11 protein-coding genes are annotated in these 13,598 nt (G+C 63.3%); 6 read left to right on the top strand and 5 right to left on the bottom strand.

The window, feature by feature from the left end:
- Positions 1 to 37: 37 nt before the first annotated feature.
- Together aceA and aceB are read right to left on the bottom strand one after the other, a co-directional pair.
- Complete coding sequence (gene aceA / locus MON38_RS03680) at positions 38 to 1,321, bottom strand: isocitrate lyase (RefSeq protein WP_241934776.1); 1,284 nt, start codon at positions 1,319 to 1,321, stop codon at positions 38 to 40.
- Between the two features lie 286 nt (positions 1,322 to 1,607).
- On the bottom strand, positions 1,608 to 3,233 hold the full coding sequence (gene aceB / locus MON38_RS03685; RefSeq protein WP_241934777.1) for a malate synthase A: 1,626 nt from the start codon (positions 3,231 to 3,233) through the stop codon (positions 1,608 to 1,610).
- A 294-nt stretch (positions 3,234 to 3,527) separates the two neighbouring features.
- Between aceB and MON38_RS03690 the strand changes: the two genes are divergently transcribed.
- The 4 genes from MON38_RS03690 (at position 3,528) to MON38_RS03705 (ending at position 8,962) form a co-directional block, all read left to right on the top strand.
- Entirely contained in the window at positions 3,528 to 5,027 is a 1,500-nt protein-coding gene (locus MON38_RS03690) for a helix-turn-helix domain-containing protein (protein WP_241934778.1), read from the top strand.
- Positions 5,028 to 5,075: 48 nt separating this feature from the next.
- A complete protein-coding gene (mltG, locus tag MON38_RS03695) occupies positions 5,076 to 6,122 on the top strand; it encodes an endolytic transglycosylase MltG (RefSeq protein WP_241934779.1) in 1,047 nt (348 codons plus the stop codon).
- A 167-nt stretch (positions 6,123 to 6,289) separates the two neighbouring features.
- The gene (locus MON38_RS03700; protein ID WP_241934780.1) at positions 6,290 to 7,534 is read left to right on the top strand and encodes an OmpP1/FadL family transporter; all 1,245 of its coding nucleotides are present in this window, start codon (positions 6,290 to 6,292) and stop codon (positions 7,532 to 7,534) included.
- Positions 7,535 to 7,570: 36 nt separating this feature from the next.
- On the top strand, positions 7,571 to 8,962 hold the full coding sequence (locus MON38_RS03705; protein ID WP_241934781.1) for a hypothetical protein: 1,392 nt from the start codon (positions 7,571 to 7,573) through the stop codon (positions 8,960 to 8,962).
- 99 nt (positions 8,963 to 9,061) lie between these two features.
- Here MON38_RS03705 and MON38_RS03710 read toward each other — a convergent pair whose 3' ends face one another.
- Positions 9,062 to 10,576, bottom strand: coding sequence for a hypothetical protein (locus tag MON38_RS03710; RefSeq protein WP_241934782.1), 1,515 nt, complete (start codon positions 10,574 to 10,576; stop codon positions 9,062 to 9,064).
- 60 nt (positions 10,577 to 10,636) lie between these two features.
- Between MON38_RS03710 and dtd the strand changes: the two genes are divergently transcribed.
- Together dtd and MON38_RS03720 are read left to right on the top strand one after the other, a co-directional pair.
- A complete protein-coding gene (gene dtd, locus MON38_RS03715) occupies positions 10,637 to 11,083 on the top strand; it encodes a D-aminoacyl-tRNA deacylase (RefSeq protein WP_241934783.1) in 447 nt (148 codons plus the stop codon).
- Between the two features lie 15 nt (positions 11,084 to 11,098).
- Positions 11,099 to 11,425 carry a nucleotide pyrophosphohydrolase gene (locus tag MON38_RS03720; RefSeq protein ID WP_241934784.1) on the top strand — a complete coding sequence of 109 codons (327 nt, stop codon included), beginning with the start codon at positions 11,099 to 11,101 and terminating at the stop codon, positions 11,423 to 11,425.
- Between the two features lie 104 nt (positions 11,426 to 11,529).
- Here the strand turns inward: MON38_RS03720 and MON38_RS03725 are convergent, their stop codons facing one another.
- Positions 11,530 to 12,249: a 2-phosphosulfolactate phosphatase gene (locus MON38_RS03725; protein WP_241934785.1), complete on the bottom strand. Its 720-nt coding sequence runs from the start codon at positions 12,247 to 12,249 to the stop codon at positions 11,530 to 11,532.
- Positions 12,250 to 12,405: 156 nt separating this feature from the next.
- A complete protein-coding gene (gene gcvT, locus MON38_RS03730; RefSeq protein WP_241934786.1) occupies positions 12,406 to 13,509 on the bottom strand; it encodes a glycine cleavage system aminomethyltransferase GcvT in 1,104 nt (367 codons plus the stop codon).
- Positions 13,510 to 13,598: the final 89 nt, after the last annotated feature.

A 13,598-nucleotide genomic window follows, 5' to 3' on the forward strand; every position in this document is an offset into this window, starting at 1 on the left:
CATGACGTGCTGATTTCCAGCCGGACTGTTACTGTTCCTAAAACTGCGCCTCCTCCGTGCTGCCCACTAAGGCGGCAGTGCTGGTCTGGTTGCTGGTCACCACATTCTGCACGGCATCGAAGTAGCCGGTGCCCACGAAAGACTGGTGCTTCACGGCCTGGTAGCCGTCTTTCGCCAGCGCAAATTCCCGTTCCTGCAACTCCGAATAGCCGGCCATACCGCGCTGGCGGTAGGCCTGGGCCAATTCGAACATGCTGGTATTGAGGGCGTGGAAGCCGGCCAGCGTGATAAACTGAAACTTATAGCCCAGCGCGGCCAGCTCTTCGCGGAAGGTTTCCATCTGCTCCACGCTCAGCTTCGAAGCCCAGTTGAAGGACGGCGAGCAGTTATAAGCCAATAGCTTGCCGGGGAATTTAGCGTGAACGGCCTCCGCAAATTTGCGGGCATCGCCCAAGTCGGGGTGCGAGGTTTCCATCCAGATGAGGTCGGCGTAGGGCGCGTAGGCCAGGCCGCGCGCAATGCCGGCCTCCACGCCGCAGCGGATGCGATAGAAGCCTTCGCTGGTGCGCTCGGCCTCCTGCAAAATGAAGGGCTGGTCGCGCGGGTCCACGTCGGCGGTGAGCAGGTCGGCCGCGTCGGCATCGGTGCGGGCCACAATGAGCGTGGGCACGCCCAGCACATCGGCGGCCAGCCGGGCCGCCACCAGCTTGTTGATGGCTTCCTGCGTGGGCACCAGCACCTTGCCGCCCAGGTGGCCGCACTTTTTGGCTGAGGATAATTGGTCTTCAAAGTGCACGCCGGCGGCCCCGGCCTCAATCATCATCTTCATCAGCTCAAACGCATTCAGGTTGCCCCCAAAGCCAGCCTCGGCATCTGCCACGATGGGCGCGAGGTAATGCACGTCGCTCCGCCCGTCGAGGTGCTGTATCTGGTCGGCCCGCAGCAGGGCGTTGTTGATGCGACGCACCACGGCCGGCACGCTGTCGACGGGGTACAGGCTTTGGTCGGGGTACATGTGGCCGGCGCCGTTGGCATCGGCCGCCACCTGCCAGCCGCTGAGGTAGATGGCCAGCAGCCCGGCCTGCACCTCCTGCACGGCTTGGTTGCCGGTGAGCGCGCCCAGCCCGGCCACGTACTCGCGGGTGTGCAGCAGTTCCCAGAGCCGCTCGGCTCCCTGCCGCGCCAGCGAGTATTCGATGTGCACGGAGCCCTGCAGCTTCACCACATCGGCGGGCGAGTATGGGCGCTGGATGCCAATCCAGCGGGGATTGTGGGCCCAGTCGAGGGCAATTTCGGCGGCGCGTTGGGTGTGCGTTTTCATGGGAATTGGGTTGAATGGTGGACGGTTGGAATTGGGCAAAGAGGTACCGAGCTGCCTGTAGGGCGGCTTTTTTTTATGAGGATTAGGTTGGAATGGCGGGCAGTTGCCGCTGGCCGCAGTCTAAGCGTAGCGACGACTGAGCGCCGGACGTGAAGTGAGTTTGCAACTCACGGCCGCAGCGCGGCCATCAATGGCCAAACTATTAGCGAGTTGCAAACTCGCTTTACAATGGACTCGCAGTCGTCGCTGCGCTTAGACTGCGGCCAGCAGAAGACGCCAAATCGGCTTACGTCAGCTGCTCGTAGGCCGGTACGGTCAGGAATTCGATGAACTGCGGGCTCATCACCAGCTTATCGAAAAGGCGGGCTGCTGCCACGAAATGGCCATTTTCAAAAGCCTCTTCCCCTACCAGCGCTTTGATTTTCTCCAGCTGCCCGGGCACCAGCGAGCGGTAAAGCTCGGTAGTCATGGAGCGGCCATCGGCCAGCGTGGTGCCCGGTGTGTGCAGCCACTGCCACACCTGCGCCCGGCTGATTTCGGCCGTGGCGGCGTCCTCCATCAGGTTATAAATCGGCACGCAGCCGTTGCCGCCCAGCCACGAGGCCAGGTATTGAATGGCTACGTCGATGTTCAGCTTCAAGCCGTCTTCGGTAATGTTGCCTTGTGGGGCTTTCACCAAATCGGCGGCCGTCACATGCACATCGGGGCGCTTATTTTCGATTTGGTTGGGGCCGGGCATGAGGCGGTTGAAGACTTCCAGCGCCACCGGCACCAGGCCGGGGTGCGCCACCCAGGTGCCGTCGTGGCCGTTGGTGGCTTCGCGGATTTTATCCTGGCGCACTTTCTCCAGGGCCACATCGTTGGCGGCGGGGTCGTTCTTGATGGGAATCTGGGCAGCCATGCCGCCGATTGCATGCACACCCCGGCGGTGGCAGGTTTGCACCACCAGCGCCGAGTACGCGGCCATGAAGGGCACAGTCATCGTCACCTCGGCGCGGTTGGGCAGCCGGAACTCCGGGTTCAAACCCAGGCGCTTGATGTAGCTGAAAATGTAGTCCCAGCGCCCGCAATTCAGGCCCGCGCTGTGCTCGCGCAGTTCGTATAGAATTTCGTTCAGCTCGAAAGCGGCCGGCAGGGTTTCAATCAGCACGGTGGCTTTGATAACGCACTTCGGCTGTTTCAGCGACCATTGGGCGAAGCCAAATACGTCGTTCCAGAGCCGGGCTTCGAGGTGGCTTTCGAGCTTGGGCAGGTAGAAATACGGGCCGGTGCCGCGGGCGCACAGCTCGTGGGCGTTGTGGAAATAATAGAGCCCAAAGTCCAGTAGCGCGGCACTGATGGGCTCGCCATCGACCAGAATGTGCTTCTCAAGCAAGTGCCAGCCGCGCGGTCGCACCATGAGCACAGCAGTTTTCTCGTTCAGCTTATACTCCTTGGTGGGCGTGCTGAGCGAGATAGTGCGGCGCACGGCATCGCGCAGGTTAAGCTGGCCCTGGATGACGTTGTCCCAGGTCGGGGCATTCGAGTCCTCCAAATCGGCCATGAACACGCTGGCCCCGGAGTTCAGCGCGTTGATAATCATCTTGCGCTCCACGGGGCCGGTGATTTCCACGCGGCGGTCAAGCAGGTCCGACGGCAGCGGTGCCACGGTCCATTCCTGCTCGCGCAGGCGCTGGGTTTCGGGCAGAAAATCGGGCAGGATGCCGGCGGCGAAATTGGCCTGGCGCTCGGCGCGACGGGCCAACAGGGCCCGACGGGTGCCGTCGAAGCGGCGGTGCAGCTCAGCCACGAAGGCCAGGGCCGAGGGCGTAAGAATTTCGGCAAAGGCCGGCGAATAGGTACCAAGGACTTTCACCCGCTCGGGGGTGAGGTAGGTGGGCGTCGGGGCGGGGGCAACGTCGGTGAAAGTCATACTTTATGATGTGAAAATGTGGGAATAGGGAAATGGGAAAATATCCTTGGGCGGCTTGCTCTCACTTCTCTTGCACCGCGACCAATACAAACATAGTGAAGCGAATTTAAATATTTAGCGAATATTCGCTAAAATCAGAAAATTTGCTTCTGCCCTTACCTTTGCCTCCCCGTTGGTTCGATTTTAAATTGTGCCATTGCGGCTTGAAACGGCTTTTTGCGGCGGCAAGCAGTTGCTACTCCGACCAAAATAAATTTCTCCCGTTTCCACATCGCCTCATTTTCACATCAAAAGATGCTCAATCACGGCCAGGTCGTTCGCCTCATTTTTGGCCTCAAGCTGCGCGAGCTGCGGCAGGAGCGCAGCCTGAGCCCGGCCGAGCTGGCGCGGGTCTGCGACGTGAGTGTGAGCTACCTCAATGAGATTGAGAAGGGCAAAAAATACCCCAAGGCCGATAAGATTCTGAGTTTGAGCAAGGCCCTCGATGTGCGCTACGACCAGCTCACCTCGCTGGAGCTGCCGCGCCGGCTGGAACCCATTGGTGAACTATTGAACTCCAAGCTGCTGAAGGAATTCCCGCTGGAGATGTACGGGCTGGAGCCGGCCCGCATCATCGAGCTGATTGCCAACGCGCCGGCCCGGATGAACGCCTTCATCAGCACCATTTTCGAGATTGCGCGCAACTACGAAATGCGCCAGGAGCACCTGTTTCTGGCCGCGCTGCGCTCGTTTCAGGAGATGCACGACAACTACTTCGAGGACCTGGAGCAGGACGTGCGCGCCTTCGTGGGCAGCCACCAGCTGAGCACCGCCGCGCCGTTCGACCTCGGCCAGCTGGAGCGCGTGCTGACCCAGGAATACGGTTACACCCTCGACCGCGAAACCTTGGGCCGGCACGCCGTGGCCACTCAGGCGCGGCTGCGGAGCGTGTTTCAGCCCAAAACCAAGCGCCTGCTGCTGCGGCCGGGGCTGAGCCGGGGCCAGCAGGCTTTCGTGCTGGGCCGCGAGGTGGCCTTCAATTATCTGAAACTGACGGAGCGGCCCTACGTGAGCAGCAGCCTGCAGGTACGGTCGTTTGATGAGGTGCTGAATAACTTCAAGGCCTCCTATTTTGCCGGGGCGCTGCTGATGGAGGAGGAAAGCCTTTTGCGCGATGTGAAGAAGTTTTTCGGCGCCAAAAAGTGGCAGCCCGAGCTGCTGCTGAACCTGCTGACGCAGTACGACGTGAGCCCCGAGATGTTTATGCAGCGCCTCACCACGCTGCTACCGCGCCATTTCGGGCTGCAAAGCCTGTTCTTCCTGCGCTTCGACCAGGCCGACGCCACCGCGCCCTACGAGCTGACCAAGGAGCTGCACCTGGCCCGCCTGCACAACCCCCACGGCAACGAGCTGAACGAGCACTACTGCCGCCGCTGGGTGAGTTTGCGCCTGATGCAGGAAGCCCGCGCTCTACCCCTGCCCGACACTGCCGAAGCGCCCGTGACCGTGGCCGGCGCCCAGAAGTCGCGCTACTTCGGCACCGACGACGAGTACCTGTGCTTCACGCTGGCCCGCGCCGGCACCCCCACCCAGGTGGCCCTGAGCGTGACCGTGGGCCTGCGCTGCGACGACAACCTGAAGCAGCACGTTCGCTTCCTGGCCGACCCGGCCCTCCCCTTCCGCATCGTGAACGAAACCTGCGAACGCTGCCCGATTGCCGACTGCGAGTCGCGCGCAGCGGCCCCCACCGAAATTGTGCGGCTGGCCGAGCGGGCGGCGTTTGAAGCGGCCGTGGCGGAGCTGGTGGCGGGGTAAGCTCCCACGCACCGCCTTAACTTTACGGTTCAAGCATTCTCCGTTCTTTTGGCCAAACCCGCCCGCCGCCTTCTCCCCTTCCTGCTGTTGCTCGCGCTGCTCGTCGCCGCCGGCAGCTATGCCGCTTGGCGCGTGGCTTACCGCTCCAACGTCACGGCCTTTGCTGAGGGGCCGGCTTACCTCTACATCCGCACAGGCACGGGCTACGCGGCGGTGCTCGATTCGCTGCAAAAACACGAGCTGCTCATCGAGCCGGCCACCTTCCGCTGGGTGGCCGAGCACCACGACTACCCGGCCCACGTGCAGCCCGGCCGCTACCGTCTGGAGCCCGGCATGGGCAACATCGACCTGGTGAAGATGCTGCTGTTTGGCCATCAGGACACGGTCAAGTTCGAGCTTAAGCCTTTCCATTACATCGAGCAGCTGCCGCGCAAGGTGTGCGGCCGGCTCGAAACGGACTCCTTCAAACTCGAATTGATGCTGGGCGACAATGCCGGCCTGCTGGCCCGCTACCACCTCGATACCTGCACCATCCGCACCATGTTCATTCCGGGGCAGTACCGGCTGCTGTGGAACACCAGCGCGCCGGTTTTCCTCGATTCGGTGGCCGCCCGCTACCGGCGCTTCTGGCGGCCCGAACGCCAAAAGCGGGCCGATTCGCTGAAAATGACGCGCACGCAGGTGAGCGTGCTGGCCAGCATTGTGCAGCGCGAAACGGCCCAGCCCACCGACAAGCCGCTTATTGCCGCCGTTTACCTTAACCGCCTGCGCAACGGCCAGCCCCTGCAGGCCGACCCCACCCTGCTGTGGCCCCTGCACGGCCTGGGCACCCGCAAGCGCGTGCTGAACGTGGACAAAAAAGTCGATTCGCCCTACAACACCTACCGCCACAAGGGCCTGCCGCCCGGCCCCATCACCACGCCGCTACCCGGCTCGCTGCTGGCCGTGCTGAAGCCGGCGCATAATAAAAACCTGTTTTTCTGCGCCCGTCCCGACGGCAGCGGCTTCTCCGACTTCGCCGAAACCTACGCTCAGCACAAGCTGAATGCCCGCCGCTACCAGCATCGGCTCGACAGCCTCGGGGTGAAGCGGTAGCCGAACGGCAGCCGACTGCGAAAGCAACGCTGTTCAGCACCTTTCCGCGGATAACCGAGTGCTGAAAACAATCAGCGCCCTTTTGATGGCATTCCCTTACGAATCAGCAGCGATGCTAGCCGGCGGTTGTGTACATTTGTTTCCCAATTTTCCGCCAAACCGTCCGTATGCGTCAACCTCTTCTTTTTCTGATTCCTGTCTTCTGTGGACTGACGGCTTCGGCCGGCGGATTTGACACCGGCCCGCAGGGGGCCCGGATACTGGGCCTGGGCGGGGCCAGTACGGCCTACATCAACAGCATTGCGGGCCTGAGCGTGAACCCCGGCCTGCTGAGCCAGTGGGGCGACTCGCTCACGCGCCTGAGCTTCGGCGGCATCGGCCAGCTTCGGCGCTCCTCCTTCATCGGCCAGGACACCTACCAGCGCACCGACCAGGAGCTGGCCGTGCAGCCCGGCGGCTACTTCTACGCCACCCGCGCCCTGAACAAGCGCGTGACCCTGGGCCTGAGCCTGACCACGCCCTACGGCTACCACACCAAGTGGCCCGATACCTGGGAGGGCCGCGCCGTGATTCAGGAAAGCCGCCTCAATACCTACTTCGTGCAGCCCACGGTGGCGTTTAAGCTGAACGAGAATTTCGGAGCCGGCGTCGGGTTCATCTACGCCTACGGCAAATACTCGCAGCGCCGCGCGCTGGGCCAGTACGACGACCCCTCGGCCAATGCCCAGCTCAGCGCCAGCGGCTCGGGCTACGGCCTGAGCGCGGGCCTGTACGGCCGCACCGGCGACAACCTTTCGTTCGGCATCAGCTACCGCACCGGGGTCAACCTCAAGCTCAAAGACGGCACCAGCACCTACGCCGGCGTGCCCGCCCGCGACGCGGCCCAGCTACCGGCCAGCACCGGCCTCAACACGCAAATCAATCTGCCCAACGTGGTTTCGGTGGGCATTGCCGACCGCATCAACAAGCAGATGCTGCTCACCTTTGACTTCACCCTCACCGGCTGGAGCAACCTCGATTCGCTGAAGCTCGACTTGGCCGCCAACGGCAGCCAGCCCGCCCGCCGCGTGAACCAGCCGCGCCGCTACGAAGACGCCATGACCTTCCGCATCGGGGCCGAGTACCAGGTGAACCCCAAGCTGACGCTGCTGGCCGGCGTACGCTACGACGAAACCCCCATCCGCGACGAGTTCATCAACCCCGAGTTCATCGATGCCAACCGCCTGGGCGTATCGGCCGGCCTGGTGTACCAGCTCACCCAGCGCCTCAACCTTGAAGGCGCGTACTCCTTCGAGTACGGCCAGCAGCGCATTGCCCGCACCAACCCGCTTAGCGCGCAGGTAGCCAACATCGGCGGCAGCTACCGTTTGGCGGTGCAAACGGCTTCGCTGGGCGTGGCCATGGCTTTTTAAGTACCTTCTTCTTCGGTCCTCTTTCGCTTTTTTATCATGATGAAGATGTATTCGCTGCTATCGACTAGCACCTGGGCCCGCCTGGGAGCGGCCAGCGCCCTGCTGCTGTCGGCCTGCGCCCCCGGCCAGGATGCCCCCACGCCCAGCACCGGCATCGACGCCAGCCGCTACGTGGCCGTGGGCGACAGCTACACCGCTGGCCTCAGCAACGGCGGCGTGACGCATGCCAGCCAGGACTATTCGTTTCCGAACCAGCTGGCCCAGCAGTTCAGCCGCGCCAATGCCAACGCCACCTTCACCCAGCCGTACCTGGACGGTACGGGCTCGGGCTACCTGCAGTTTGTGGACCTGACGGCTACCGGCCTGGCCCGCGTGCGGCGCGTAGCCGGCCAAGCCGTGGTGCGTACGGTTATCAGCCCGGCTGCCTGCGGCGGGCCCGACACGGTGCGCGTGCTCACGCGCAGCGCCACGGCCGGCACCCTGCCCCAGAACCTGGGCCTGCCCGGCCTGCAGCTCAGCCAGATTGAAACCGTGGGCCTGGGCAATGCCACCAACGCCGTGCCCGGCGGCACCTTCAACCCTTATTTCGAGCGCCTGCTGCCGGCCGCCGACAGCCGCACCTACCTGCAGGCCGTAACGACGGCCGGCGCTTCGGCCACGTTCTTCACCTACTTTCTGGGGCTCGATACCATGCTGCCCTACCTGCGCAGCGGCGGCGAGTGCGGCCTGCCCAGCACGGCCCTGCTGAATGCCAACGCCCGTAAAGTGCTGGCGGCCCTCACCACCGGCGGCCGCCAGGGCATGATTGCCCGCCTGCCGGCCCTCACCAACCTGCCGCTGCTGCGCCTGGGCCGCGGCCTGGCGCTGCAAAGCCGCCTGCAGGCCAGCGCCGGCGATACCGCCCGCGTGTACATCGAGGACCCGTTCAACTTCGGCCCGGCCCAGGCCATCACCAACGACGACTACGTGCTGGCCACGGCCTTGCCCCGCATCGGCCAGCGCACCGCCGTGGTGGTGAACGGCACCACCCTGCAGCTGCCCTACGGTCGCGACATCCGCAACCCCGTGCGCGATGCCGACGTGCTCGACAAAACCGAGTTGGCCCGCATCAACCTGGTGGTGAACGGCCACAACACCGAGCTCGAAAACATTGCTACGCTCTACAAGATGCCCATTGCCCTCGACAGCAAGCGCACGCTCGATTCCAACGCCGCTTTCCCCAACTTCGTGGGCGAAAGCATTCTGGTGAACGGCGTGACGTATTCGGGCGAGCCGGTGCGGGGCAATTTCTATTCGCTCGACAATTACAGCCTGACCCCGCGCGGCAATGCCCTGCTGGCCAATGTCTTCATTCTGGCCATCAACAGCGCCTACCGCGCCAATATCCCAGCCATCGAAGTGAATAAGCTGCCTACTTCGGTGCAGTAAGTTTTTCTCGAAGCACCTGATTGTTAAGCCCCGGCTGTTGGCCACTTCGCAGGAAGTGGTCAACAGCCGGGGCTTTTGTGTGAGAGCGTCTCACTTTGCCTAGCGCAGCCGATACAAGCGCAGCGGCAGCGAATCGGTCGCCGCGGCCCGGCGGGCGGCCAGCGTTTCGGCAAACCCCAGGCCGGTAAACTCGGAATGCTCCAGAAACAGCAGCGGCTGGTGCAGCGGCGGGGCGGGCCAGGCCGCCACCGGCACCTGCCGCCGCAGCGAATCGAACCGCGCCACGCCAGCCACCCGCCAGTAGCCGTCGAGCAGCACGTACTGCACGCCTTGGCGGCGCAGGCCGGCCAGTTCCCGCTCGTCGCTGATGACCGTGAGCTGCTGTCCGGGGCCCAGGTAGGGCGCAAGGCCGTTGCCCACGGTGCTGGCCACGCGCGTAGCCCCGTGTTGCCGCAGCCACGCCGCCACGGCTGGGTAGCGCCCAGGCAGCGGCGCAAAGAGCTGCACTTGCAGGCGGTAGAGGTTCAGGCTCACGGCGGCCAGCAGCACAGCTACCAGCGCCAGGCGGGGCAGTAGCTGCCGGCCGCTCAGCACCACCAATGCCGCCAAGGGCAGATAGGCAAACAGCAGCCCGCGCGGGGCTTTTATCAGCAGCGACATGCCGGCCAGGAGGCAGCCGGCCCACGCCAGCAGATACGGCAGCAAGTACAACGGCTGGCTCCGGCGCGGCTGCCCCTGATGCCACTGGTGGGCCACCAGCGCCAGCGCCGCCGCCAGCCCTGCCAGTAGCAGCGGCGATTCGAACGTGGCCAGATAGCTCGGGTAATAGAGAAAATCGAGATGCAGCGTGCTTTGGCGGCCGGCTACGTTGGCCGTAGCCGGCACCACCGTGCGCCAGTAGAAGCCCAGCCACCGATACCACGGCAGGCCTACCGCTACGCCCAGCAGCCCCAGCAATACGTAGGGCGTGGCGAGCACGAGCAGCGCCCGGCCGCCGGCGCGCCGCCACAGGCCATCGGCCTGCCACCATTCCAGCACCATCAGAATTGGCACAGCAAACAGAAACTTGTAGTTGATGCACAGGCCCAGCGCCAGCCAGGCAGCCGCCTGCACCAGCCGGCGCGGCGCGGCATCGTGCAGCCGTGCATAATGGCTTCGCCATAGCCCGGCCGCCACTAGCAGGCTGGCCGAGCTCATGGTAAAATCGCGCCCCGAAAAAGTAAGCAGCAGCCCAGTGCCGCCCAGCAGCACCACTCCGGCGGCCTCCGGCCCGCTCAGACGGACCTGCCGGGCCACCCAGGCCGCAAACCAACCTAGCCCCACCACGCCCAGCAGCGCATTGATGGTCTGGAATACCAGAAAATTCTGCGTAAAAAAAGCCACTGGCGCGAACAGCAGCAGAAACCCCGGACTGCCGTGATGAAACAAGTGCGTGAAATTTCCCTGCGCCATCTCCTGCACCACCTGCCAGTTGCGCACCGAGTCGAAGTCGGGTGGCCCCACTTCAGGCAGCCGCCACAGGCGCAGAAGAGCCACGGCCAGCAACGCGCCCAGCAGCCACGCAGTAGAGCGTGGGCGTTCGGGGGCGTTATTTGCGGGGAAATCAGCGGGCATAAGTCGGTGCGAAGGTCGGCAGCCTTATTCCAAATTTCTCACCTCCTCTCCCCATCTCCTATGCGCCTCGTCATTCAGCGCGTCCGCGAAGCCTCGGTTACCGTCGACGACCAGATTACCGGCCAGATTGGCGCGGGCCTGCTGGTGCTGGCCGGCTTCGCCCCTACCGATAATCCCACTTCGCTTGCCTGGATGTGCCGTAAGCTGGTACAGCTGCGCATTTTCGGGGATGAAAATGGCCAGATGAACCGCAGTGTGCAGGACATCGCGGGCGAAATTCTGGTGGTAAGCCAGTTCACGCTGCTGGCCGATGCCCGCAAGGGCAACCGCCCCAGCTACATCGGGGCCGCCCCGCCCGCCGTAGCCGAGCCACTGTATGAGCAGTTCGTAGCGATGGTGGCCGCCGAGTTGGGCCGCCCGGTGCCCACCGGCATTTTCGGGGCCGACATGCAGGTGCGCCTGCTCAACGACGGCCCGGTGACCATTGTGCTCGATTCGCCCGCCTAACTTTTCTTATTGCCCATGACCATCGAAGAAGCCCAACAAACCGTTGATACCTGGATTACGACCACCGGCGTGCGCTATTTCAATGAGCTCACCAATATGGCCATGCTCACGGAAGAAGTCGGCGAAGTGGCTCGCATCATCGCCCGCCAGTACGGCGAGCAGTCGTTCAAGGAGTCGGACAAAGGCCGTGAGCTCGGCGATGAGCTGGCCGACGTGCTGTTCGTCGTCATCTGCCTGGCCAACCAAACCGGTGTCGACCTCACCGAGGCCCTCACCCGCAACCTGGCCAAGAAAACCCAGCGCGACAGCCAGCGCCACCGCAACAATGAGAAGCTGAAGTAGCGGCTCGCTTTTGTCATCCGGAGCGCAGCGAAAGACCTTAGCACGCCTGAAAAGTCAGTTCAACCGTGCGAAGGTCCTTCGCTGCGCTCCGGATGACAGACGACTTACGCCATGACCAATCTATCCTCCCGCCACACGGGCAGCACGTTGGCATAGGAATCTACCCGCAGGCAAAATTCAAAATCCTTGCTGGCTTCCAGCGAGTTGAGCCGCCGCACGTGGGCCGATTGCAACAGGTAAGCCGGCAAATCGGCCTTGCCCTGCTCCCACAGGTGCAGCGCCGCCAGTGTGGCATCGGAGCTGCGCACGTCAAAGTCGGCGCTCAGCCGCTCGGCCAGCGCGCCGCCAAATACGGTGTCTTCGAGGCAGAATCGGCCTTTCCAGCCGGCGCATACTACCAGCACATCACGTTGCTGCTCCCGGGCAAAATTGGCCACGGCGGCCAGATTCAGGAACGAGCCCACCACGACTTCGGCCGCTGCCAGCGAGCGGCGCAACGCCGCCGTGCCGTTGGTAGTGCTGATGGTGAGCGCCCGGCCGCGCACCGGGCGCATTGCATCCAAAAAGCCGAAGGGGGAATTACCAAGGTCAAAGCCCGGAGCGGGCAGGCCGTCGCGTTCGGCGGCGGTCAGGCAGCCGTGTTGTTGGCCGTAAGCAGTGCATTCTTCTAACGAAGCAACCGGGAAAACGTGCGTTACGCCCTCGCCCAGTGCCGTGACGATGGTGCTGGAAGCTCGCAGAATATCTACGATGACGGCTACCTGCCCGCGCAGGTCGTAGAGCGGCAACAGCTCGGGCGAGAAGCAAATATCTAGTTTGGGCATAGCACGAGTACCGCGAAATTTCATTTCGCGGCGCCGCTTTGCGGCGAATCAAATAGGAACTAAAAGCTAAAAAAAGGCGGCACCGCGCCGGTTGGCGCGGTGCTGCACTCGCCGCAGGGCGGCACCGCGAAATCTCATTTCGCGGTACTCCGTCGGCTACTCTTCCGTGCCTTTCGTTAGCGGCAGCTTGGTCACCGTGGCGGGCAGGTTTTTGCCGCGCACCTGCACGAAAATTTGGGTGCCGGGTGCGGCTAGCTCGGTTTTTACGTAGCCCAGGCCAATACCTTTGCTCAGCGAAGGCGACTGGGTGCCGCTCGTTACGTCGCCAATTTTCTGGCCATCGGCATCCACCAGCTCGTAGTGGCCGCGCGGAATGCCGGGGCCGTCCATCACGAAGCCTACCAGCTTTTTGCTTACGCCGGCTTCCTTCTGCTTTTTCAGGTTTTCAGAGTTGGTGAACTCCTTAGTGAATTTGGTAATCCAACCCAGGCCCGCTTCCAGCGGCGATGTGGTGTCGTCGATGTCGTTGCCGTAGAGGCAGTAGCCCATTTCGAGGCGCAACGTGTCGCGCGCGCCCAGGCCGATGGGCTTGATGCCGTAGGGCTGGCCGGCGAGCATGATTTTATCCCACACCATGGCCGCGCTTTCGTTCGGGATGTACAGCTCAAAGCCGCCCGCGCCGGTGTAGCCGGTGGCCGAGATAATGACGTCGGGAGCGCCGGCGAAGGAGCCCTGTACAAACGAGTAGTACGGAATGCTGCTCAAGTCCACGTCGGTCAGCGACTGCAGCGCGGCCTGCGCTTTCGGGCCCTGCACGGCGAACAGGCTGGTGCGGTCCGAAATATCCTCCATTTCCACCCCCTGCGTGTTGTGGTGCTGAATCCAGTTCCAATCTTTCTCGATGTTGGAGGCATTCACCACCAGCAGGTAGTCCTCGTCGGCCAGCTTGTACACCAGCAGGTCGTCCACGATGCCGCCGTCGTGGTTAGGCAGGCAGGAGTATTGCGCTTTACCGTCGGTGAGCTTGCTGGCGTCGTTGCTGGTTACGCGCTGAATAAGGTCGAGGGCCTGGGGGCCGCGCAGGCGAAACTCGCCCATGTGCGACACGTCGAACATGCCCACGGCGCGCCGCACCGTGTGGTGCTCATCGAGGTCAGACGAATAGCGCACCGGCATGTCGTAGCCGGCGAAGGGCACCATTTTGGCACCCAGCTCGCGGTGCTTGCTATCGAGGGTAACGGTTTTCAGGGAAACGGTCATGTAGTTGGTGGGTTGGCGGATGGGTGGGTTGGCGAATTGCGCTGCAAAGGTGGGGCAAAAAAGAAAAGCCGCTTCGGTATGAAGCGGCT

Source organism: Hymenobacter cyanobacteriorum, from assembly GCF_022631375.1.
Taxonomy (GTDB): domain Bacteria; phylum Bacteroidota; class Bacteroidia; order Cytophagales; family Hymenobacteraceae; genus Hymenobacter; species Hymenobacter cyanobacteriorum.

Coding starts and splice junctions, on each gene's coding strand:
- aceA (WP_241934776.1), bottom strand. CDS start 1,321: ATGAAAACGCACACCCAACGCGCCGCCGAAATTGCCCTCGACTGGGCC.
- aceB (WP_241934777.1), bottom strand. CDS start 3,233: ATGACTTTCACCGACGTTGCCCCCGCCCCGACGCCCACCTACCTCACC.
- MON38_RS03690 (WP_241934778.1), top strand. CDS start 3,528: ATGCTCAATCACGGCCAGGTCGTTCGCCTCATTTTTGGCCTCAAGCTG.
- MON38_RS03700 (WP_241934780.1), top strand. CDS start 6,290: ATGCGTCAACCTCTTCTTTTTCTGATTCCTGTCTTCTGTGGACTGACG.
- MON38_RS03705 (WP_241934781.1), top strand. CDS start 7,571: ATGATGAAGATGTATTCGCTGCTATCGACTAGCACCTGGGCCCGCCTG.
- MON38_RS03710 (WP_241934782.1), bottom strand. CDS start 10,576: ATGCCCGCTGATTTCCCCGCAAATAACGCCCCCGAACGCCCACGCTCT.
- dtd (WP_241934783.1), top strand. CDS start 10,637: ATGCGCCTCGTCATTCAGCGCGTCCGCGAAGCCTCGGTTACCGTCGAC.
- MON38_RS03720 (WP_241934784.1), top strand. CDS start 11,099: ATGACCATCGAAGAAGCCCAACAAACCGTTGATACCTGGATTACGACC.
- MON38_RS03725 (WP_241934785.1), bottom strand. CDS start 12,249: ATGCCCAAACTAGATATTTGCTTCTCGCCCGAGCTGTTGCCGCTCTAC.
- gcvT (WP_241934786.1), bottom strand. CDS start 13,509: ATGACCGTTTCCCTGAAAACCGTTACCCTCGATAGCAAGCACCGCGAG.